The organism is Psychromonas algicola (genome assembly GCF_004378355.1).
Taxonomy (GTDB): domain Bacteria; phylum Pseudomonadota; class Gammaproteobacteria; order Enterobacterales; family Psychromonadaceae; genus Psychromonas.
In genome coordinates this window covers 124,372-146,429 of the sequence record NZ_SNUB01000001.1, presented here as the reverse complement: position 1 = coordinate 146,429, position 22,058 = coordinate 124,372, and the positions used below count along the sequence as shown (strand labels likewise).

Below are 22,058 nucleotides of genomic sequence, written 5' to 3'. Positions count from 1 at the left end.
TAGCATGCTAAGCACTTGATGATCATACAATTAGTCCCTCAAGCAATAAAGGCTTAATAATGAAAAGAGCAGTAATTACAGGTATCGGTATTGTTTCTAGTATTGGTAACAATAAAGAAGAAGTTTTAGCATCACTTAAAAGTGGCAAGTCAGGCATCACATTCTCTGAGCAATTCAAAGAAGTGGGCATGCGTAGTCAAGTTTGGGGTGATTTGAAAATTAATCCTTCTGAGCATATTGACCGTAAAGTAATGCGTTTCATGGGTGATGCAGCAGCGTACACTTATTTATCAATGCAACAAGCGATTGAAGATGCAAACTTACCAGAAGAAATGGTTTCTAACGTTCGTACTGGCTTAGTAGCAGGGTCTGGCGGCGGTTCTTCAAAAAACCAAGTTGATGCATGCCAAATTATGAAAGACAAAGGTGTTCGTCGTGTTGGTCCATACATGGTTCCACGTACAATGGCGAGTACGACGTCTGCATGTGTAGCAACACCATTTAAGATTAAAGGTATTAACTACTCAATGAGCAGTGCTTGTGCAACAAGTTCTCATTGTATTGGACATGCTCTTGAGCAGATCCAACTAGGCAAGCAAGATATTGTTTTTGCTGGCGGTGGTGAAGAGTTAGATTGGACAATGGCTTGTGAGTTTGACGCAATGGGCGCACTTTCAAGCAAATATAATGAAACACCTGATCAAGCTTCTCGTACTTACGATGCAAACCGTGACGGTTTTGTTATCTCTGGTGGCGGCGGTATGGTTGTTGTTGAAGAACTAGAGCATGCACTTGCTCGTGGCGCAAAAATCTATGCTGAAATAGTAGGTTACGGTGCAACTTCAGACGGCTACGATATGGTTGCACCATCAGGTGAAGGTGCTGTTCGTTGTATGCAACAAGCATTATCAACAGTTGAAGGTGAAGTTGATTATTTAAACACACACGGTACATCAACACCTGTCGGTGATACTAAAGAGCTAGGTGCAATTAACGAAGTTTTTGCTGGTAAAAAAGCACCTAAAATAAGTGCAACTAAATCACAAACAGGTCACGCTCTAGGTGCTGCAGGTGTACATGAAGCTATTTATAGCCTTCTTATGATGGAAAATAATTTTGTGTCTCCTTCTGTTAATATTAATGATATTGATGAACTTGCAAAAGAACTTCCAATTGTTGCAAATACTGCTCAAGATGCAAAACTAGACATTGTGATGTCTAATAGTTTTGGTTTTGGTGGTACTAACGCGACTTTAGTATTTAAACGTTACTAATTCACGTTGATATTATTATTTTAAAAAAAGGAGCCTTGGCTCCTTTTTTTTGCTTGCTGAAAGATAGAGTAAACAATGAATATTTTCATCGACGAAAACATCCCTTATGGCCATGCATTCTTTAAACGCTTTGGTGATGTAACGACTTTTTCCGGAAGGGGTGTTACTCCAGAACAAGTAAAAAATGCTGATGTGTTATTAGTTCGTTCAATAACACAAGTAAATCAATCCTTACTAGCCCTTAATAAAAAAATTCGCTTTATTGGAACTGCAACAATAGGCACTGACCATATTGATTTAGAGCATCTTCAACAACGTAATATTACCTTCAGCAGTGCACCTGGATGTAATAAAGTTTCCGTTGCAGAATATGTATTAAGCAGTTTATTGGTCTTAGCCGAAAAACAACAATTTCATTTACAAGATAAAACTGTGGCTATTGTTGGAGCGGGTAATACGGGCAGTGCAGTTTATCAATGCCTATCTGGATTAGGTGTAAATTGTATTTTATATGATCCACCGTTAAAAGCTGCTGGTGATAAACGTGAATTTTGCGAATTTGAAGACGTATTAAAAGCAGATATCATTTCATTACATGTACCTAAGATTAAAGACGGACCCTTTAAAACAATTCACTTATTTGATAAAAGAGTATTAGAACAATTAAACAGCCAACAAATATTAGTCAATGCCTGCAGAGGCGAGGTTATTGATAATAAAGCATTGTTAAACTTGGCTTTAATCGAAAAAACGCCTACTTTAGTATTGGATGTATGGGAAAACGAGCCTAATATTGAAAAAAAATTGCTACCTTTTGCTGACATCGCAACACCTCATATTGCTGGTTATAGTTTAGATGGTAAAGTACGTGGTACTGAAATGCTATATCATGCATTTTGTAAACATTTGCAAGTAGAACCAATATCAAAAAGCACTGACTTTATGGTAAAGGCAAATATAAGTGAAATTAAAATAGAGCAAACTATCACTGCAGAATTATTAAAATCTTTAGTACATTTAATATATGATGTACGCAGAGATGATGCATTGTTTAGAAAAAAAGCAAATCAGTCACAAGGGTTTGACAATATGCGTAAAAACTATCCTGAGCGACGAGAGTTATCAACGCTGAATTTAACTTTTTCTGACACTGTTAAACAAAATTTAGTATTAAATAAAATCGGCTTTACCGTAAATAATAAATAAAAGGTCAACATGAACAAAGAATATAATATCGCATTGATTGGTGAAATTGATGGATGCATTGAAACAACACTTGAAGTTTTATTGAAACGTGATTTTCCAATTAATAATTTATTTCCGATAACCGTTGAAGAGTGTGAAACCACTTCAGTTATGTATTCTGGTAAACCTGTTGATGTGCATGAAATTGCCACTTTTGATTGGCAACAAGTCGATATTGCCATATTTTTAGCAGAAAGAGAGGTTGCACAAGAATGGATCCCAATCGCTAAAGAACATTGTGTAGTAATTGATAACAGTGGTTATTATTTAGAAGATGCCAATGTCCCTCTTATTCAAATGGGAATTAATGAAGATGATATTGCACGTTATAGTGACGCTAATATTATCGCTATCCCAAGTGCTGATACTGCTCAGCTTACCCTTGCTATTAAACAAATTCATCAAGAAGTAGGTATTAAACGCATTACAGTTGCAAGTTATCAGTCGGTTTCTTTTAACGGTAAAGCTGGCGTGACGGCATTAGCGGGCGAAACGGCACGATTATTGAATGCAAAAGCAATAGAGCATAAACAATTTAAACAGCAGATTGCATTTAACATAGTGCCTCAATTAGATGACTTTAATGAAGATGGTATTACTTTTTCTGAATTACGTTTGTCAGCTGAAACAAGACGCTTATTAAATGATCCTGAGATGGTAGTTTCAACAACACAAGTAGTTGTTCCTATGTTTTATGGTTGCTCACAAGCTGTTCATATTGTTACTCATTACCCTGTTGAACTTGAAGAAGTAGCTAATGCGCTTCATCATAGTGACAACATTGTATTATCAGCCTCAGTTGATGCTTATGCAAATATGATTGATGATGTGGTAGGTAATGTTGAAGTTCATGTTGGTCGTTTACGTAAAGATGCCTGTGATGCTGCGGGGATTAATATGTGGGTTTGTGCCGACAACGTGCATTATGGTATTGCAACTAATGCAGTGCTAGTAATGGAAAAATTAGCTTATACCTACCTGTAAGGTTGACGTATAATCGTTTAAGTGGGCTAGATCTCATTTCTAGCCTTATAATATGCTTTAAAAGTTTTGTAGTGACTGTCCTAGTTTATTATTAAAGGATATTATTTCTCGTTATTTCCGTACAAGGAACATTTATGAAGCGCATTTTGCTTAGTCTTGTTTGCTGTTTGCCACTATTATTTAATACCTCTATTATTCAGGGACTTGAAATAATTGGCCCTGATGAACCTGAAAGTCAAATATTGACAGAAGCTCAATATGGACCGATTAAAAATACTGAAACTTTATGGGGTGTTTCTACAGAGCTTCGCCCAGATAATAGTGTCTCTATTTATCAGACTTTAGTTGCTATTTTTAAATCTAATCCAGAGGCATTTTTTGAAGGTGATATTAATAAAATCATCTCGGGCTCTATCATTACTATCCCTAGTAAAGAGTTTATTGAACAACAGACTGACCAAGAAGCTTTAGCGCTATTAAATCCAGCTCAAAATTCAACAACGAGAACAACTTCAAATACAAACAAACCTGTTGTTGTTAAAAAACCAGTTGTTAAGCCTGTCACTAAAAAAGACGTAACGACTGCCGCTGTTAAAAAGCCGCCAGTCACTAAGCCTATTGTTAAACCAGTAGAACCTAAAGCGGTTGTCAAAACGGCAGAGCCTAAAGTTACGGAAATAACAAAAGCACCAGTCACTAAAACTGCAGAAAAAGTTGAAAAAACTCCTGTCGCAGAGCCTGCTGTTCCTCTGGAAGAAAAGATAGTAAAAGCGCCTGAAAACAAAGTCACTGATCAAGATAAATTACGTGGGACTGAGATTGCTTTAGAAAAAGCTAACAAACTTATTGCGGAACAAGAAGCAGAATTAACTTTGCTTAATGAGCAGTTATTAAACGTAACTGAAATGAATCAGCGCTTGAAACTCAAAATTCAACCTCTAGCTGACCAAATTACCTTACTTAGTGAACAAATTGAAGAAGAAGAAAACCTTCAATTAGAACTTCAAGCTTTAATTGATCAATATCGTGAACAAATTGATTCTTTTGCTAAGCCTCCATTTAGTGGTGATGGCTTTATAAATGAATTATTACAAATGATAACTTCATCTGTTACTGCGTTATTGCTTACCATTATTTCTCCGATGTTATTGTTAATCGCTCTGTTTGTGATGATGATGCGAATCAAATCAAAACGAGAGCTTGAATTACAAGAACAAGAAATGGCTGAATCTACAGCTACCTTGATGGAACAGTCGGGTAAATTCGACGATTTATTAACTGATAATTTAGATGATTCTGAAGATGATGATGACGATTATGACGATTATGACGATGATCTTGATTTCTCGTCTGATTCTGATGAAGAACAAGAGGAAGTTAATGAACCGACAGTGGTTCCTGAGGTTAACGAACCGACTGTTACACTTGAAACAGAAGAGTTAAGTGAAGAAATCGAACTAGATATTGTTGATGACTCTGAACAACCCGATCCTGTTGATATTCCTGAAGACGCACCATTTGAAGAAGTTGTTGGCACAGAAGATGACCCATTTGGTATTGGTGCATTATCTGAAGAAGAGGATTTCTTTACAGAAGATGACGGTTCAGATGATAACGATGTTGAAACGGACGAAGAAATTGACATTGAAGCATTGATTTCTGGTGATGAAGAGACAATTGAATTATCTGACATTGACCTTCCTACTGAAGAAGGATCAACACAAGAAGATCTAGATCTAGCCGCAGAGTGGGAATCTCAATTAGCTTCTGAATCTGATGAATCTGATGATGCTGCTGATTTAATCGGTAGTGATTTAGAACAAGTCCCTGAAGCAGAAAATGCTGATGATCTTATAGAAGAAAATGAAACAACTCAGGAAATTTCACCTGAAAATATAGCTGAAGATGAAATAGCGACAGAGGCGACTAATGATGTAAAGCCTGATTCATCAACTGATCAAGAAATTAATGTTGAAACGCCATTAGAAGCGGTTGATGAAACTGAAGCTCCTGCTGTTGAAGTCGTTGAACAAGAAGTTGAAGAGTCTGTTACTGAGCCAGCTATCGAAGCTGGGCAAGTGGTTGAAGACACTGCGGTTGAAGCTGAACCAGAGGTTGAGCCTGAGCTTGAAGAAGTTGCTATAGAAGAGCCTGTTTTAGAAGAAGCCATTGAGATTCCAACTGAAGTTGAACAAGTGGTAGAGCCAGAAGAAACGGCTATTGAACCAGAGCTTGAAGAAGCTACGACAGAAGAGCCTGTTTTAGAAGAAGCCATTGAGACTCCAACTGAAGTTGAGCAAGCGGCAGAAGAAACGGCTATTGAACCAGAGCTTGAAGAAGCTACGACAGAAGAGCCTGTTTTAGAAGAAGCCATTGAGACTCCAACTGAAGTTGAGCAAGCGGCAGAAGAAACGGCTATTGAACCAGAGCTTGAAGAAGCTATGACAGAAGAGCCTGTTTTAGAAGAAGCCATTGAGACTCCAACTGAAGTTGAGCAGGTTGTAGAAGAGAATACTGAAGCTTTAAATGAAGTTATTGAAGAGTCATTTGATATCGATAGTCATGATTCTGCTAATACGGATGACCTTTCCGATATTGAGTTAACAAATGATTTTGAAGAAGATATTGATGCTTTATCTGAAACTGAACTGACAAATGATCTTGAAGATGATATCGATGCTTTATCTGAAACTGAGTTAATCAACAATGCAGAAGAAGATATTGATACACTCTCTGAAATTGAATTAACAAATGATGTTGAAGAAATCGATGCTGAATTACCTGAGACAGAATCAACAAGTGATGTTGAAGAAGAAGTCGATGCTGAATTACCTGAGACAGAATCAACAAGTGATGTTGAAGAAGAAGTCGATGCTGAATTACCTGAGACAGAATCAACAAGTGATGTTGAAGAAGAAGTCGATGCTGAATTATCTGAAACAGAATTAACAAATGATGTTGAAGAAATCGATGCTGAATTACCTGAAACAGAATTAACAAGTGATGTTGAAGAAGAAGTCGATGCTGAATTATCTGAAACAGAATTAACAAATGATGTTGAAGAAGAAGTCGAAGCTGAATTATCTGAAACAGAATTAACAAATGATGTTGAAGAAGAAGCTGATACTGAATTATCTGAAACAGAATTAACAAATGATGTTGAAGAAGAAATCGATGCTGATTTATTTGACACTGAGTTAACTAATGATATTGGAGAGGAAAGTGATGCTGACTTATCTGAAACAGAGTTAGCAAACGATATTGAAGAAGATATCGATACTTTATCTGACATTGAATTAACAAATGAAACAGACGAAGATCTTGATACCTTATCAGACCTTGAGCTAAGCAATGATATTGAGGATGATTTTGAAGCTCTGTTAGAAGCTGAATTACCTAATGAAATCAAAGATGAATTACAAGAATTAGCTAACACAGATATTAGTAATGAACTTGATACTTTACCTGAAGAAAAAATTACTAGCGTAGATGAAGCTAATTTTGAAGCTGTATTTCAAAATCAATTAGCTAATGCCGCAGAAAATAGTTTTTCTGAAACAGAAATGCCTAGTGAAAGCTTAGATAAGTTCTCAACTGAAACACCTGTTGTAGATGAAGTAGAAGATTTAAGCGAGTTTGAAAATGTTGACTTCTCGAATTTAAAAAACGTTGATGAAAGCATTTCTGAATTAGACGCAGGTGAAGAATTATCTGACCATGATACATTGGCTAAACAATTAGGTGATGTTGCTTTCAATGAAGATGTTCCATTACCTAGTATCGATAAAGAAAATGATGGTTTTATTGATATCAATACCTTGCTAGAAAGCAATGAAAGTAATGATGTTAACGAAGATTTCAATTTGGACATTGGTCTAGACGAATTTCCTGATGTTGTAGAATCATTCTCTGAATTTGATATCGACGAAGGTGGTATTGCTGCTAAATTAGATTTAGCGAGAGCTTATTTAGAAATAGATGAAATCAATGGCGCAACAGAAATTCTAACGTCATTACTCGAAACAGCAAAAGACGATCAATTAAAAGAAGTACAAAAACTGTTTTCTAAAATTAAATAAACAATTTAATTAATCATTCAAACAGTTATTTTAAAGCCAGCAATGCTGGCTTTTTTGAATAAAATGGAAAAGTTATGCGCTCAATTATTTTGGATGTACAAGGGGACACCTTAAGTACTGAAGAGAAAGAATATCTAGCTCATCCACTCGTAGCAGGTGTTATTCTATTTACTCGTAATTTTAGTAATCTTGTTCAATTAAAAGAACTCGTACAACAAATTCGCTTACATGCTAAACAGCAACTTATTATTGGCGTTGATCATGAAGGTGGGAGAGTTCAGCGATTTCGAGATGGCTTTACTGAGTTACCGGCTTGTGGTGACTTATTGGTAAAGTCAGAATCTATCGAACAAGCTATGTTATTAGCCAAAGCGAGTGCTTTTGTTATGGCAAGTGAATTAATCGCCTGCGATATTGATTTAAGTTTTGCTCCTGTATTAGATTTAAATGGCATTTCAGATGTTATTAAAGAGCGTTCATTTAGCAGTGATAAGCTTGAAGTTGCACAGCTTGCCAGTTGCTATATAGATGGTATGAGACTCGCTGGAATGCCAAGCACAGGTAAACACTTTCCTGGACATGGTAGTGTAAAAGCAGACTCTCATATCGCGCTTCCTGTTGATAATCGTTCTAGTGAAGATATCTTCAACAATGATATGCAACCATTTAAAACCTTGATTAATAACAACCAATTGGATGCTGTAATGCCATCCCATGTTGTTTATTCACAATGTGATGAATTACCTTGTGGTTTCTCTGAATTTTGGTTACAAAAAATATTAAAACAAACGCTTGGTTTTACAGGTGCAATTATTAGCGATGATATTTCAATGCATGGCGCGAGTTTTGTAGGAAACCATTTATCTAGAACAAAAGCGGCTCTTGATGCAGGTTGTGATCTTATATTGGCCTGTAATGATCCCGCTGCGGCGTTAACTATATTAGATGGTTTGCAAGTATCTAATAAATCGAATGAATCAATAATCACCTCATTACTTGCAGATAAGAGTAAGCTCTCTTTACCTTTATCTAAAAATAGTAATTGGACAGATAGTAAGCGTTTGTTATTAGAGTTTGCAGAGCGAGTCTAAATAGCAAGTGCGAGTACTTGCACTCTCTAATAATTTTAATAGACTACAAAAAATAAATACGATATTAAATAATTGTACAAAATCACTAAGGTGGATTAAAACATGATCATTTATTTACACGGTTTCGATGCAACCAGCCCAGGTAATCACGAAAAAGTGATGCAACTTAAATTTATTGATCCAGATGTTCGCTTTGTTCATTACAGCACCATTCATCCTAAATTAGATATGAGTCATATCCTAAAAGAAGTACATAATCATGTTCAAAACAGCGATGATGAGTCACCTCTTATTTGTGGTGTTGGTTTAGGTGGTTATTGGAGTGAACGTATAGGCTTTTTATGCGGCATTAAACAAGTTATTTTCAATCCTAATATTCATCCTGAAGATAATATGGTTGGGCGTATTGAATGGCCTGAAGAGTATCTAGATATACAGACTAAATGTGTGAATGATTTTAGAGAAGAAAATAAAAGCAATTGCTTATGTATTCTATCTACAATTGATGACGAATTAGGAAGCGAAGTCAGTAAGCACGAATTAGCACCATATTACCCAATTATCTTCGATGAAAAGCAAGGCCATAAATTTACCGATATTTCACATCATCTACAAACAGTGAAGAAGTTTAAAGAAAGTTAATTAAAAGTAAAATTGCAAATAAGAAGGTGACTTAGGTCGCCTTTTTTTATATCTTGAATTTGAATTTATCTAAGTCTCAAATTTAAAATCGAGGTTGTCATGAAGAAAATTGTTATTGTTGGCGGTGGTGCTGGCGGTTTAGAGCTTGCTACAAAGCTGGGTCATAAACTCGGCAAGAAGAAAAAAGCGCACATTACATTAGTCGATAAAAACAGAACTCATTTATGGAAACCTCTATTACATGAAGTTGCGGCAGGTTCTTTAGATGATGGTATCGACGCAGTAAGTTATCGTGCACATGCTAAAAATCATTATTTTGATTTTAAATTAGGTGCAATGCGACATTTAGATAGAACAAAAAATTCAATTTCATTGGATCCTTTATATGATGAAGAGGGCAACATGATTTTGCCTGAAAGTCAGTTAGACTATGATATTCTGGTGATGGCATTAGGTAGTGTAAGTAATGATTTTAATACCAAAGGTGTGAAGGAAAATTGCATCTTTTTAGATAGCCCAGATCAAGCTAAAAAATTCCATCATCGTATGTTGAATAAATATTTGCAATTAGCTGTTAAAGAAACCAAATCCGTCAATATTGCGATTATTGGTGCAGGTGCTACAGGTGTTGAACTTTCCGCTGAGTTATATAATTCACTGAAACAGGTTTCTCGTTATGGCTTTGAGCATATTAATAGCGCCGATTTACATGTCAGTTTAGTGGAGGCTGGCGATTCAATTTTACCCGCCTTACCGAAACGAATTTCGGCATCAGCTCATCAAGAGTTAATTAAGCTAGGTGTTGATATTCGTACACAAACTATGGTCGTTGAAGCCAATAAAGAAGGGCTGTTGACTAAATCTGGTGAATTAATTAAAGCGGATTTGATAGTCTGGGCCGCAGGCATTAAAGCGCCGGATTACCTCAAGGAGCTAGCAGGGTTAGAAACAAATCGAGTTAATCAACTTATTGTTAAACCTACCTTACAAACAACGTTAGATAAAAATATTTATGCTATTGGAGATTGTGCAAGCTGCGCATTACCTGAAGGTGGGTTTGTGCCGCCTAGAGCTCAATCCGCGCATCAAATGGCATCTGCTGTTGGTAAAAACATCATTGCATCTTTAAATAATAAGCCACTTGCTGATTACAAATACACTGATTACGGTTCGCTGGTTTCTTTAAGTAATTACAGCACAGTGGGCAGTTTAATGGGCAATCTAATGAAAGGCTCTATGATGATAGAAGGGCGTATTGCAAGGGTAGTTTATATATCCCTTTATCGAATGCATCAAGTCGCCTTACATGGTTATCTTCGCACTGCATTGATGACCTTGGTTGAACGTATTAATCGTGTATTACGACCAAGACTTAAATTACACTAGTTTTTGTTTCTTATCTTTTGAAATGAATCGATAAGATGTTTGCTTTTAGTTATATATAGACAACTCCATAAAATGATCACAAGTTGTAACGATGCCGAGATTGAATACTGGAAGTTGTCTAAATATAAGTAATAGAGTTGTAAACTGAGATCACCAATAATACTGAACAATAGTAAATAAAAACAATATGGCCAGTACTTTAACGCCCAACCATCCTGTGCATGACGCCGACCTGAAACGATAAAAACGATCAGCGGTATTAATCCAACCAATAGGCCTGAATAAAAATGCGCTTTATCAGGATAAAATAACGTTAAAATATCATTACCTGTTTGACTTGATGCTAACGAAAAAATCAGGAATATCCACGTTCTAGATAAAAATACTAATAAATAGAATAAAACGGGTGGAGATTTTAAATCACCAGATTCAGTGTAATACTTTAAAGCATATAGTCGGTGTTTCATTTTCATTTTGACTCGTGTGATATCAATAGCTTATTTAATCATTATGCTTTTCAGCAGACCAATTTTCACTTTTAATGGAGCTTTTTGTCAGCGCAAAAATTAATTTTATTTATTGCTGACAATGACGCTATTTTATTTGGCAAAAAGTACAGTAAACAAACCTATTTTGAGGATCATTAAGTCGCAGAGCTAAATTAGCTTGTTTATCTACCTCTGTTAATAAGGATGTTAAAGGCGATGCTGAAATAATCCCTTTTGGCAATAAACTAATTGATTGGGCAAAAAACTCGTTTATAAACGCTTGTTTTGAAGAAGTCTTCGGCTTAATACTGATTGTGTCGTATTTATCCAACTTCGCCAAATCAGCAGCTAATTCAATAGCAGATTGTAGGTTGCCTAATTCATCGACTAAGCCATTGTTTAAACCATCTACGCCAGTCCAAACTCTGCCCTGTGCAATTTTATCTACTGCTTTTAAACTAAGGTTACGACCCTCTGAAACGACTTTTAAAAAGTTTGCGTAGCCACTGTCAATACCAATTTGGAATATCTCAGCTAGCTCTGGATTTAAAGGTTGTGTTATACCAATGTTCGATAGTGCATTGGTGGCTATACCATCGTTGTATATACCTATTTTATTAAGTGACTTATCAATGGTGGCGAACATTCCAAAGATACCAATTGAGCCCGTTAAGGTTGTGCGAGAAGCGACGACTTTATCAGCAGAAGCGGCGATCCAATATCCACCCGATGCCGTTACTGATCCCATAGAAACGACTACTTTTTTACCGGCCGCTTTTAGCGCTAGCACTTGTTGACGAATATTTTCAGATGCAAAAGCACTTCCTCCTGGTGTATCGAGACGAAGTACAACAGCTTTTACGCGAGCATTATTTAATGCTTGTTTCAATAGTTCGTTAAAACTTTGATCGGCAATTTCACTTCCCTCTGAATAGCCTGAGATAATTTCACCCGTACCATGCACGACTGCTATTTGAGCGTCTTCACCAGTAAATTGATATTTAGGTGGCACAGTAGACGTATAATATTGGTAATCAATGATATTTAGTTTGTTATCATTTGCTTGTGTATCAGTTAATTGTTCCATAAATTGATCGTAGAAACTTAATTCATCTACTAAACCAACAGTTAAAGCATATTTTGCAGTATCTCCAGAGACGGACCTAAAAGCCGATTTGAGTTCTGTTAAAGATGGATTGACAGAGGAGGCTGTTAGATTGTCGCGGTCACTACGCTGCGTTAATACATGCGTAATGTAATGCTGCCATAATTGATTTAACCAATGAGCATTTGCTTCTTTACTGTAATTAGACATCTCAGTTTCAGTATAAGGTTCAACAAATGACTTATAGATGCCCACTTTGAAAATGTGCGGAGTGATTAATAAGTGGTTAAGTAGCTCTTTAAAGTAAAGTCGATTTACAGCATATCCTTGTAAAAAGACTGCACCGTTTGGTGCCAATGTAATATGGTCTGCGTAAGCTGCTAAATAGTACTGAGTTTGTGAAAAGTTATCAGAATAAGCAAATACCGGTTTATTGGACGTTTTAAATGCTTCGATAGCTTCACCAATATCACTTAATTGATTTAAACTACCAGACCTTAATCCATCTAACTGCAGTACTAGGCCTGTTATTTTAGGATCTTTTTGTGCATGTTGAATCGTGTTAATAATCTCTTGTACTTCAAACTCTTGAACAGGTTCTGTGTCACTGCCAGATAATTGATTCGATAACTGTTGAGATAAATTAACAGGCTGTTTTTGTTCAACTATAAAACCATTTAAATTAAGATTAAGGTAAGAATTTTTAGCAATATTTACTGTTTTTTCGTTGTCACCCATTGAAAATAGAATAAAAACGACAACTACAATAAACAATAAATTGAGCGAAAATAAACGAATGTAATTAATTAACTTGAAGGATTTAATGAAAAATCCTTTGAAAAGGTTATATAAATAGGACATTGCTGTTCTCCGTAGTAATTCAATTACATGTTTTATTTATTGTTTTAAAGGGGGCCAATTACAATAAGTTATAGATCTATTTTGCAGATTAAAAATTCATAAATTGGTTGGTAAAGATCGATAGACAAAAAAAAGCACCGATTAACAGTATAATCAGTGCTTTAGATTTATTAATCAAGATATTAGATTAAAAGCTTGAAGTATCTACGAATAAACCTACTTTTAAGTCTTCGGCTGTGTAAATCACTTTACCGTCTACTTCAACAACACCATCAGCAATACCCATTACTAATTTACGCATAATTAAGCGCTTCATTGTAATGCGGTAAGTGACTTTTTTAGATGTTGGTAACACTTGACCAGTAAATTTAACATTACCTACACCAAGTGCTCGACCTTTACCTGGGCCTCCGCTCCAACCTAGGAAGAAACCTACTAGTTGCCACATTGCATCTAGACCTAAACAACCTGGCATAACAGGGTCATTTGGAAAATGACAATCAAAGAACCATAATCCTTTATCAATATCTAATTCAGCAACTAATTCACCTTTTCCGTGTTCACCACCGTCAGCATTGATAGTAATGATGCGATCTAGCATTAACATGTTATCAACTGGTAGTTGACAGTTGCCTTCACCAAAAAGGTCACCATTACCACATTGTACTAATTCTTCTTTATTGTAAGAGTTTTTACCCAACTCTTTTTGGGATACGGTTTTAGTCATAATCACTTTTCTATAATAATTGATAAAATGTGACATTAGAAAATACAAATTCAATGTCACGAAATAATATGCGATACACTCTATATGAGGCTCTAAAAACAATCAAGACTAATCAAAGTCCTAGGTGTATTTTTGTTCGCTAAAGTTAATTAATGAAAAATAGAATTGATAACTCTCGAAAAGAAACCACCAGATAGCTCGTTCATTTCTTCTTTTACCGTTTTTTCAATTCTATCATTAATAATTTTTATAGTGTCCTCAAATGATTTCTCTAATAAAATAGGAAATGCTTGATGACAATGAGCAATAGGGTGGATTAGTATTTTTCCTGACTCTATTAGGGCAATTGTAGAAGCATTAAGGGTTAGGTTAATTTTATTAGCAGCAGGCATAACAATTAAAACTGGCTCTGATACCAACCCAAGTTCAAATAACCGTGTGATCGATTCAATTTTTTGATTCACTCCTCCAATCGCCAATACATTGCCGTGCTGGTCCAATGAGCCAGTGATGAATACATTTTGGTTAACAGGGAGTTTCGCATAACACGAGCAGACTGCTAATAAAATCGCTAATGAAGCACTATCTCCATCACTTTCTTGATATGACTGTTCAAAAACTAAATTGCATGAGTAGGGAAATGCGTTAATGTGGCTAAAGAAGTGATTAATATAACCCTGTACTATAAGTGTACTTTTAGCATGAATATTACCTGCAAGTTCGACTTTTCGTTCAACATCGATAATTTCACCATCTCCGATCATATCGCTTGCTGATATTCTAAATACTTCTCCAAATTCACATGGGTAACCCAGTAATTCCACAACAGAAAGGCCATTAATTTGACCTACCTTTTGTCCTGATAATTGTAAGTTTATTTGTCCTTCAATTAGAGACTGTTCGCTATAACGTCGAGGAAGTGATTGTGCTAATTCTTTCTCTTTAAAACAGGCAACAAGATCTGCTGAATTGATTTGCTTATTTTCACTAAATAATAGGGCGTACTGTAAAACATCTTTAATAAGCTCTGGCGAAAATAAAATTTGTTGTTGATGCTGACATTGTGTGACTAAAAAAGTCAATAAAGTAGATAAAGCTTTGTAATCAAGTAACCCTATATTTTTCTCGTTAGTGATTTTATTGCAATAACCTACTACTGCATCAATCGATGTTTGATTGACCGGTACTTGGCTAGCTAATTCACAAAATAGAGATGAAACTTGTGCGTATTCGGGATCAATTTGAATAAGTTCTTCTAATTGTAATCGGCTGGCTACCAAGATTATTTTGGGGTGGACTATTTGTGTACTTAAATCGGGCAGTACTTGCTTTATTTTTTCAGCATTAACTGCATCACTTGCTTGTAAATAGCCACGCTGTAAAACTGATTTAAGCATAAACCATAAACCCGGTTCAACTAATAACGGACTGATGTTTAGTACTAAGATATTCTTATTTGATTGTGCTAACTGACCCTCTGAAAAATTTAATTGTTTATCGTTTCCAATAGATACTCGTCCAAATAAATTCTCTCTATTATAGCTAAGTAAATATTTTGCAGACACTGTCGAAGGAATGACTTCTTCTAACATTTCGACAGCGCTTTGCCAATAACGACTATTAATTAAAAGCAAAGGAGTAGGGAGCTTTAAATAGTTTGACACAATAGAAGCCGCGTCAGGAAATAATTGAGATAACCCAGTTGTTGATGCCTGAGATTTTTTTATATAAGCATCTAAGTTCACTGAACATTGAGTGGCATCTAAAGGCTTGTTTATTTCTGATGTAGTGTCGATCTGACTAGAGACTTGAGGTGCAAGCTTGGTTGGAGTGTGATCTGACAAATTTAATTCTCTAGTTAAAGTTAAAAAAGGGAATTTATCACACTCTGACCAATTTAGTTAATAGTTAAGTTGCATTTATAGCTTATAGCCTTTGACTTTTTGCTGTTGATATTTTTTTTCACAAGCATCACAGCGTTGTTTAGTAGGGCAGTTAAAAAGTTCCTCTGCATCCAACTCAATCTCACAATCAGAACATAAGCCATATAAACCTAAATCCATACCTTGCAATGCCGCATCAATACTTTTTATCTGTGTTTTATATTGACTTAAAGAGTGGCTTTCACATCGCGATAAACTAGATATCAGCATATCTGCATTCATCGTGTCGACTTTATCTACCAGGTCATTAAGATGCTGTTTAGAAGAAATACTTAATCGTTGTTTTACTTTCTCTTTGAGTGATGCAAATTCAGACAATAAGTTTTGTTGTAGTTGTTTTTGTTGCTCTGTTGTAATGCTTTGCATAAAGATGCTCTCACTTATTATTCATGCTTATAATAATAAGTGAGATGATTTTAAAGGTAATGATTTATATCAATTTAGTTTCTTTTGACGTTTAAATACTTACCATTTTTTCTTATCTGCAAATAATTCATCTAGATCGTGTTTTTTCTCTTCTTCTTTCTCTTTCATTGCTTGTAATTCGGCATCATTAGTTTTCACTAAATGCGTTTTTATTTCAGCTTTATATTCTTTTAATTGTTGTTGTTTTCGCTCTAAGTAACCATCTTTATCTGTAATGCTAGAAAGCACTTTTAATAATTTATTGATCATTTGGTTCGCGCTACCCCATTGCTCATTCATCTTGGCTTCTGCGACGCGTTTCATACTATTTTCTAAATTGATTTTTAATTGCATTATTTCTAAGCGGTGGTCTTCTGCAACGAATACTTCAGTATTAATTTTTCCTTTGGCATGTTCTGAACGTAATACGGCACGTATTTTTTTTGTTACTTGAAGTAATGCTAATGCTTCTTTATCACTTTCAGGAGCTCGGAATACACTTTCATCGGGTGGAGTGTAGTGATTCTGAATTTGTTGAATTTGTGCATCAGTATTTGAAAGATGTTCTTTTATTGCAGGTGTGGCTGGAGAGATGCTTGTCATTATTTTTAAAGCATTTCGAATACGATTTTGTAATATCAACAGTAAAGATTTACTGAAAGGCATTCGAGTTGCATTAAGTAATAACTCATCAACTTCTACTATTACAGCACGTTGCTTCGCAATAGAGATGCGTTTTTCAGCTTCAATCTTTTGTTTGTACTGTTGAATAATATTGTAACCAATCAGTATAAAAAGTAATAAACCAACTAGAGAAAAAATTAACGGAAATAACATAAAAGCTCTTAATTATATTGGTATAAAAGTAGAGTATAGAATAACTCAGTAAAAAAGTAATACCTTTCTAAGGTAAACGCAATGTAAACATACAACCTGTGTTATTAGGTTTGTTTTCTAATAAAATTTCGCCTTTAAGGTCTTTTGATTTATGCGCTGCAGCAATCTTTTTCGCAAATAAAAGACCTAAGCCACTTCGCCCTTTGCTGGCATTAAAATTATAGAATTCATTTAGTTTTTTATTAATATCCATCATATGCTTAGGAAAACCATCGCCATTGTCTTCAATTTTCAATACTAAGAACTGGCCTTCACTAAAAGCTGAAATATCAATTGTATCCTTGGTATGGCGTAGTGCATTGACGAAAATGTCACTTAATACATATCCAATTAAATCGGCATCAAAATACCCAATTAAATCATCATCAACATCGATAGTAACATTAATATCATTACTATTTAAATAAAGTCTATGTCTATCAATAAGATCTTCTAATAATTCGCTGACAGAGTTTTCTTCGATATAAATAGGTAGCTGATGTTTTTCATCTCTATAGAGAGATAATAATTGCATAACCGTACTATTAATGCCTGATGCTTGATAATGTAGATCTGCAAAAGATTTATGCTGTTCCGTTGTTAAGTTTTCTGCAAGATCTAAATTTTCAATCGATTGTAATAACATAAATAATGAATTTTTAATGTCATGAACACTGGTTGCAAGAATTGTACTAAAATCAAGTGGATCGTGTTTACTCATAATATCTCCCTAAATACGCCTTAATAATAAGTGTTTATCAGTAAAATAGGAAAGTATGACTTTGTAAATATTAGAAGTCTGATAGAATTAAATCGAATAACAACCAATTAAAATGGAATATGAGTGGTGATTTTATGAAATTGCAACAACTGCGCTACATTGTGGAAGTATTAAATCATAATTTAAATGTATCTGCTACAGCTGAAAATTTATTTACGTCTCAGCCTGGTATTAGTAAACAAGTTCGTATGTTAGAAGATGAGTTAGGGATTCAAATCTTTGAGCGAAGTGGCAAACATTTAACTAAAGTGACACCGGCAGGTAAAGAGATCATTCGCTATTCAACTGAAATATTAGGTAAAGTTGAAAGTATTAAGGCCGTTGCTAATCAATACACAATGCCTGACCAAGGTACTTTAAATATTGCGACAACTCATACTCAAGCTCGATATGCATTACCTGAAGTGATTAATGGTTTTATAAAAAAATACCCTAAAGTGTCTTTGCATATGCACCAGGGAACGCCAACTCAAATTAGTGAGTCTGTGGTAAAAGGCAAAACCGATTTTGCGATTGCCACTGAAGCAATGCATCTCTATCAAGATTTAATAATGTTACCTTGTTACCATTGGAATCGTTCAGTGATTGTGCCTAAAGATCATCCTTTAGCGAAAGTGAAGCATCTTACCATTGAAGATATCGCAAAACATCCAATTGTAACTTATGTATTTGGTTTTACAGGCCGTTCTGAATTAGATGAAGCATTTAATGCTGCCGGTTATCAACCAAATGTCGTCTTTACTGCAACAGATGCAGACGTTATTAAAACTTATGTGCGTTTAGGTGTTGGTGTTGGTGTGATTGCAACCATGGCCATTAATGAAGATGATGATTTCTGTGTGTTAGACGCAAGCCATATTTTCAAGTCGAGTATTACTAGTATTGGCTTTAGGAAAGGGTCATTCTTGCGCGATTATATGTATGACTTTATGGTCAGATTCGCTCCTCATTTAACGCGTCCATTAGTCGAAAAGGCGATTCAATTGAAATACACCGCTGAAGTGAATAAGTTGTTTGAAGGAATTGAATTACCTACTCGGTAATTTATTTTAAATAACTCACCTACATTTTAAAATAGCCCAATTAATTTGGGCTTTTTTATTTGCTTTATTGTCTTGTCCTGAAATGAGTTTACGCATTTAGGACTTATTTATGAAAAAGAACCAAAGCACTGGGATTAAACGTACCCAAAGAGATTACACACTAGGCTTTAAATTAGCTGTAGTTGAGCAAGTAGAAAAAGGCGACTTCACATATAAGCAAGCGCAAAAGCACTTTGGTATCCAAGGTCGCAGCACCGTTCTCGTTTGGCTAAGAAAACATGGTAAACTTGATTGGTCTAAACCTATAAACTTTACAAATATGCCTAAATCAACAGAAACACCCGCCCAAAAAATTAAACGCTTAGAGCGAGAAAACGAAGACTTACGTCTAAAGAATCTCGTCAAAGATGAAATGATTAACATCATGGATGAAGAGTACGGAGCTGGCCTAAGAAAAAAGTACATATCCGAGCTATCACGCGCGCAAAAGAAAACAGCCAATTAAAACTCACTAGGCTTTGCAAGGCTTATGGTATTTCACGTCAAGCATACCATCAAGCTATTCGCAGGATAGAGGCTCGGAATAATAACTTAGCATCAGTGAGAGATCTTGTTATGTACTGGCGCAAATTTATGCCCGTATTGGTGGTAAAAAGCTTTACCAATTAATAAAACCACAACTAGAAGAGCTAGGTGTAAAACTAGGTAGAGATTGTTTTTTTGACTACTTGAGAGAGAATAACTAGCTGGTAAAACCTAAGAAAAACTATACAAAAACGACACATAGCAACCATTGGATGCGTAAGCCCGGCTAATTTATTGAAAGACTATACTCCTAAGTCCGCTGAAGAAGTTTTTGTCAGCGATATAACCTATGTGAAGTCAGCGCAAGGGGTACATTATTTACCCTTGGTCACAGATGCGTACAATATTGCTCTGAGCTCTATCAAGTAAAGCTGAATGAAAGTGGTATTAAACCTTCTATGACGGATGGTTATGACTGTTATCAAAATGCTTTGGCTGAACGAGTAAACGGAATATTAAAACAAGACTTTTACTATATGAATGTCGAAATATTGATGAGTTAAAACAATTCGTTGAAGAATCAATATTTATATACAATGAAATGTGACCGCATATGAGTTTGGGAATGAAAACACCAAATCAGTGCATAAAAAAGACCAGGAGCAAGTGCTACTTGTCTTTCATTAAAACCGTCAACCTATTTCAGTACGTGACATTTTTAAAATTATCGCAAAGTTTATTTCTGCGCCTTTTTTATTAATTCTTTTATACGTCTTTTAATGCCTTGTAAGATATAAGGTGATTGCATTTTAAAGTCTTTATATTTTACTTCTGCTTTTCTGAAGAAGACAGCCATGACTATCATCCCAGTAATAAAAGAAAGTATGATTAGTAATTCCAATATAGCTAAGCCACGTTTTTCATAATCGTGGATCAAACTTAGAATATCTTCTTGCTCAAGCGTAATACGAATGTAACCAATTTTGGTTTTGTCTGAGTAGAGCTCTGCGATATATGGAATCACTCCTTCAGCTTCTTTCACATCTCCGCTAATTTTTAAAAGAGTTGTAAGTGGTAAAGCTTGTTCCGACTGGTAAATGACCTTTCCATATTTATCATAAATCGTAGCATCTTTAACCACAGGATCTTGGCTTAAACTATCGATTAAAAATTGTAATTCTTTATTTTTATCTTCAGACAAATAACGCGATGCTTCTGTTGCTGCTAAGTTGGTTAATGAATAAGAAAATTTATCTGTTTGTTGAAAGCGAACTGCGTTTGATTCACGCTTTAAGCTGACGAACTGGTATATGATAATACTTGAAAGAATGACGATGATGAGGATCTGTATCGTGTGCGCTTTGCAAAAATATTTTTTTAACATTATTTAGATCCTTAGTTACTTCATCTGCACTTGCATTATAAATTAGCAATGGTTATCTTGTGCGCAATTATTTTTAAACTGATACATAGTCAGCATTTAATAGCATAGGTATATTACAGTGGAAACTACTAAAACACTTCAAGTCCCTGCAAATTCTGTTTCAATTCAGCAATGGAAATCTGATTGCCAGTTCGATATTGAACAAAACGATTTATTATTTTTGATTAATGAAAAAGAAACTGTCCCTTTTTCTTCGCAGTCAGAACTTGTGTTAATGGGGAAAACGCTCACTACTAGCGTATTCGCTCCTTTAAAAGAATTACTAAGTCAACACAGTACTCAAGTCGTTTTAGCTAATTTAGGTACTATGGAAGATGTTCATTTTATTCGAGTTTCATTGAATATACCACCACAAGCTTTAGCAGAAGATATTAAATCATTTGCAGCAACACAAGGGTGTGACTTTGCGTTAGTTGAAAAGCTACCTGACTTTTCTCAGCCAGGTTTAGTGTTGATGGATATGGACTCTACTACTATTCAAATTGAGTGCATTGACGAAATTGCACGTTTATACGGTGTGGGAGACCAAGTTTCTGCTGTTACAGCGGCCGCTATGCGTGGTGAGTTAGATTTTAATGGTAGTTTACGTACTCGTGTAGGTAAATTAGCCAATGCACCGGAGAGTTTGATTAAAGAAGTTGCAGATAATATGCCTTTGATGCCAGGATTGAGCGCTTTGATTGCAGGCTTAAAAGCGGCTAACTGGAAAGTGGCAATTGCATCGGGTGGGTTTACTTATTTTGCTAATCGTTTAAAAGACGATCATGGTTTTGATGCCGCCTATGCGAATACCCTAGAAATTGTTGATAATACCTTAACGGGTGAAGTGATTGGTGAAATTGTTAATGCAGATGTGAAAGCAAGAAAGTTAAAGGAATTAGCTACGACTTTCCAAATTCCTGAATCACAAACGGTTGCTATTGGTGATGGTGCGAATGATTTAGTGATGATGGCCGCTTCAGCTTTAGGGATTGCTATTCACGCTAAACCGATCGTACAAGAAAAAGCTTCAGTTGCATTAAACCATCTAGACTTAGAAGGAGCGTTATGTTTATTAACTGCTTCTTTGCCTTTATCTTAAGGGGATAATGCCAATCATAGTAAGTAACTGATCTATTGTACTGGTTAAAATAACTTACTTTTTTGTTGTAAGTTTCGC

At 35.3% G+C, this 22,058-nt stretch carries 17 protein-coding genes and 1 pseudogene; 10 read left to right on the top strand and 8 right to left on the bottom strand.

What is annotated here, in order from left to right:
- Positions 1-59 precede the first annotated feature (59 nt).
- The 7 genes from fabB (at position 60) to E2R67_RS00645 (ending at position 10,701) form a co-directional block, all read left to right on the top strand.
- Positions 60-1,274, top strand: a complete 1,215-nt coding sequence (fabB, locus tag E2R67_RS00675; protein ID WP_134288975.1) for a beta-ketoacyl-ACP synthase I — start codon at positions 60-62, stop codon at positions 1,272-1,274.
- A gap of 75 nt (positions 1,275-1,349) precedes the next feature.
- Complete coding sequence (locus tag E2R67_RS00670) at positions 1,350-2,480, top strand: 4-phosphoerythronate dehydrogenase (protein ID WP_134288974.1); 1,131 nt, start codon at positions 1,350-1,352, stop codon at positions 2,478-2,480.
- Between the two features lie 9 nt (positions 2,481-2,489).
- Complete coding sequence (locus tag E2R67_RS00665) at positions 2,490-3,503, top strand: aspartate-semialdehyde dehydrogenase (protein WP_134288973.1); 1,014 nt, start codon at positions 2,490-2,492, stop codon at positions 3,501-3,503.
- 134 nt (positions 3,504-3,637) lie between these two features.
- The gene (locus tag E2R67_RS00660) at positions 3,638-7,582 is read left to right on the top strand and encodes a FimV/HubP family polar landmark protein (RefSeq protein WP_134288972.1); all 3,945 of its coding nucleotides are present in this window, start codon (positions 3,638-3,640) and stop codon (positions 7,580-7,582) included.
- 74 nt (positions 7,583-7,656) lie between these two features.
- Entirely contained in the window at positions 7,657-8,673 is a 1,017-nt protein-coding gene (gene nagZ, locus E2R67_RS00655; protein ID WP_134288971.1) for a beta-N-acetylhexosaminidase, read from the top strand.
- A 102-nt stretch (positions 8,674-8,775) separates the two neighbouring features.
- Complete coding sequence (gene ycfP / locus E2R67_RS00650) at positions 8,776-9,315, top strand: alpha/beta hydrolase YcfP (protein ID WP_134288970.1); 540 nt, start codon at positions 8,776-8,778, stop codon at positions 9,313-9,315.
- Positions 9,316-9,414: 99 nt separating this feature from the next.
- Complete coding sequence (locus E2R67_RS00645; RefSeq protein WP_134288969.1) at positions 9,415-10,701, top strand: NAD(P)/FAD-dependent oxidoreductase; 1,287 nt, start codon at positions 9,415-9,417, stop codon at positions 10,699-10,701.
- On the opposite strand, the gene E2R67_RS00640 is transcribed toward E2R67_RS00645, so the two are convergent.
- The 7 genes from E2R67_RS00640 to E2R67_RS00610 form a co-directional block, all read right to left on the bottom strand.
- Entirely contained in the window at positions 10,698-11,174 is a 477-nt protein-coding gene (locus tag E2R67_RS00640; protein ID WP_243836914.1) for a DUF2919 domain-containing protein, read from the bottom strand. The genes E2R67_RS00645 and E2R67_RS00640 overlap by 4 nt on opposite strands.
- A 121-nt stretch (positions 11,175-11,295) precedes the next feature.
- Positions 11,296-13,155: a signal peptide peptidase SppA gene (gene sppA / locus E2R67_RS00635; protein WP_134288968.1), complete on the bottom strand. Its 1,860-nt coding sequence runs from the start codon at positions 13,153-13,155 to the stop codon at positions 11,296-11,298.
- Between the two features lie 187 nt (positions 13,156-13,342).
- Positions 13,343-13,882, bottom strand: a complete 540-nt coding sequence (gene fabA, locus E2R67_RS00630; RefSeq protein ID WP_134288967.1) for a bifunctional 3-hydroxydecanoyl-ACP dehydratase/trans-2-decenoyl-ACP isomerase — start codon at positions 13,880-13,882, stop codon at positions 13,343-13,345.
- Positions 13,883-14,031: 149 nt separating this feature from the next.
- Positions 14,032-15,726 carry an AAA family ATPase gene (locus E2R67_RS00625; protein WP_134288966.1) on the bottom strand — a complete coding sequence of 565 codons (1,695 nt, stop codon included), beginning with the start codon at positions 15,724-15,726 and terminating at the stop codon, positions 14,032-14,034.
- A gap of 75 nt (positions 15,727-15,801) precedes the next feature.
- Complete coding sequence (locus tag E2R67_RS00620; RefSeq protein ID WP_134288965.1) at positions 15,802-16,191, bottom strand: molecular chaperone DnaK; 390 nt, start codon at positions 16,189-16,191, stop codon at positions 15,802-15,804.
- A gap of 99 nt (positions 16,192-16,290) precedes the next feature.
- Positions 16,291-17,067 carry a DNA repair ATPase gene (locus tag E2R67_RS00615; RefSeq protein ID WP_134288964.1) on the bottom strand — a complete coding sequence of 259 codons (777 nt, stop codon included), beginning with the start codon at positions 17,065-17,067 and terminating at the stop codon, positions 16,291-16,293.
- Between the two features lie 67 nt (positions 17,068-17,134).
- Positions 17,135-17,827: a sensor histidine kinase gene (locus E2R67_RS00610; protein WP_134288963.1), complete on the bottom strand. Its 693-nt coding sequence runs from the start codon at positions 17,825-17,827 to the stop codon at positions 17,135-17,137.
- Positions 17,828-17,961: 134 nt separating this feature from the next.
- Between E2R67_RS00610 and cysB the strand changes: the two genes are divergently transcribed.
- Positions 17,962-18,930: an HTH-type transcriptional regulator CysB gene (gene cysB / locus E2R67_RS00605; RefSeq protein ID WP_134288962.1), complete on the top strand. Its 969-nt coding sequence runs from the start codon at positions 17,962-17,964 to the stop codon at positions 18,928-18,930.
- Between the two features lie 109 nt (positions 18,931-19,039).
- Positions 19,040-20,059: pseudogene (locus E2R67_RS00600) on the top strand (integrase core domain-containing protein); the annotation flags it as partial.
- A gap of 132 nt (positions 20,060-20,191) precedes the next feature.
- Here the strand turns inward: E2R67_RS00600 and E2R67_RS00595 are convergent.
- Positions 20,192-20,839, bottom strand: a complete 648-nt coding sequence (locus E2R67_RS00595) for an AhpA/YtjB family protein (RefSeq protein WP_134288961.1) — start codon at positions 20,837-20,839, stop codon at positions 20,192-20,194.
- 118 nt (positions 20,840-20,957) lie between these two features.
- On the opposite strand from E2R67_RS00595, the gene serB reads away from it, so the two are divergent.
- On the top strand, positions 20,958-21,980 hold the full coding sequence (gene serB / locus E2R67_RS00590; RefSeq protein WP_243836913.1) for a phosphoserine phosphatase SerB: 1,023 nt from the start codon (positions 20,958-20,960) through the stop codon (positions 21,978-21,980).
- The last annotated feature ends 78 nt before the right edge of the window (positions 21,981-22,058 follow it).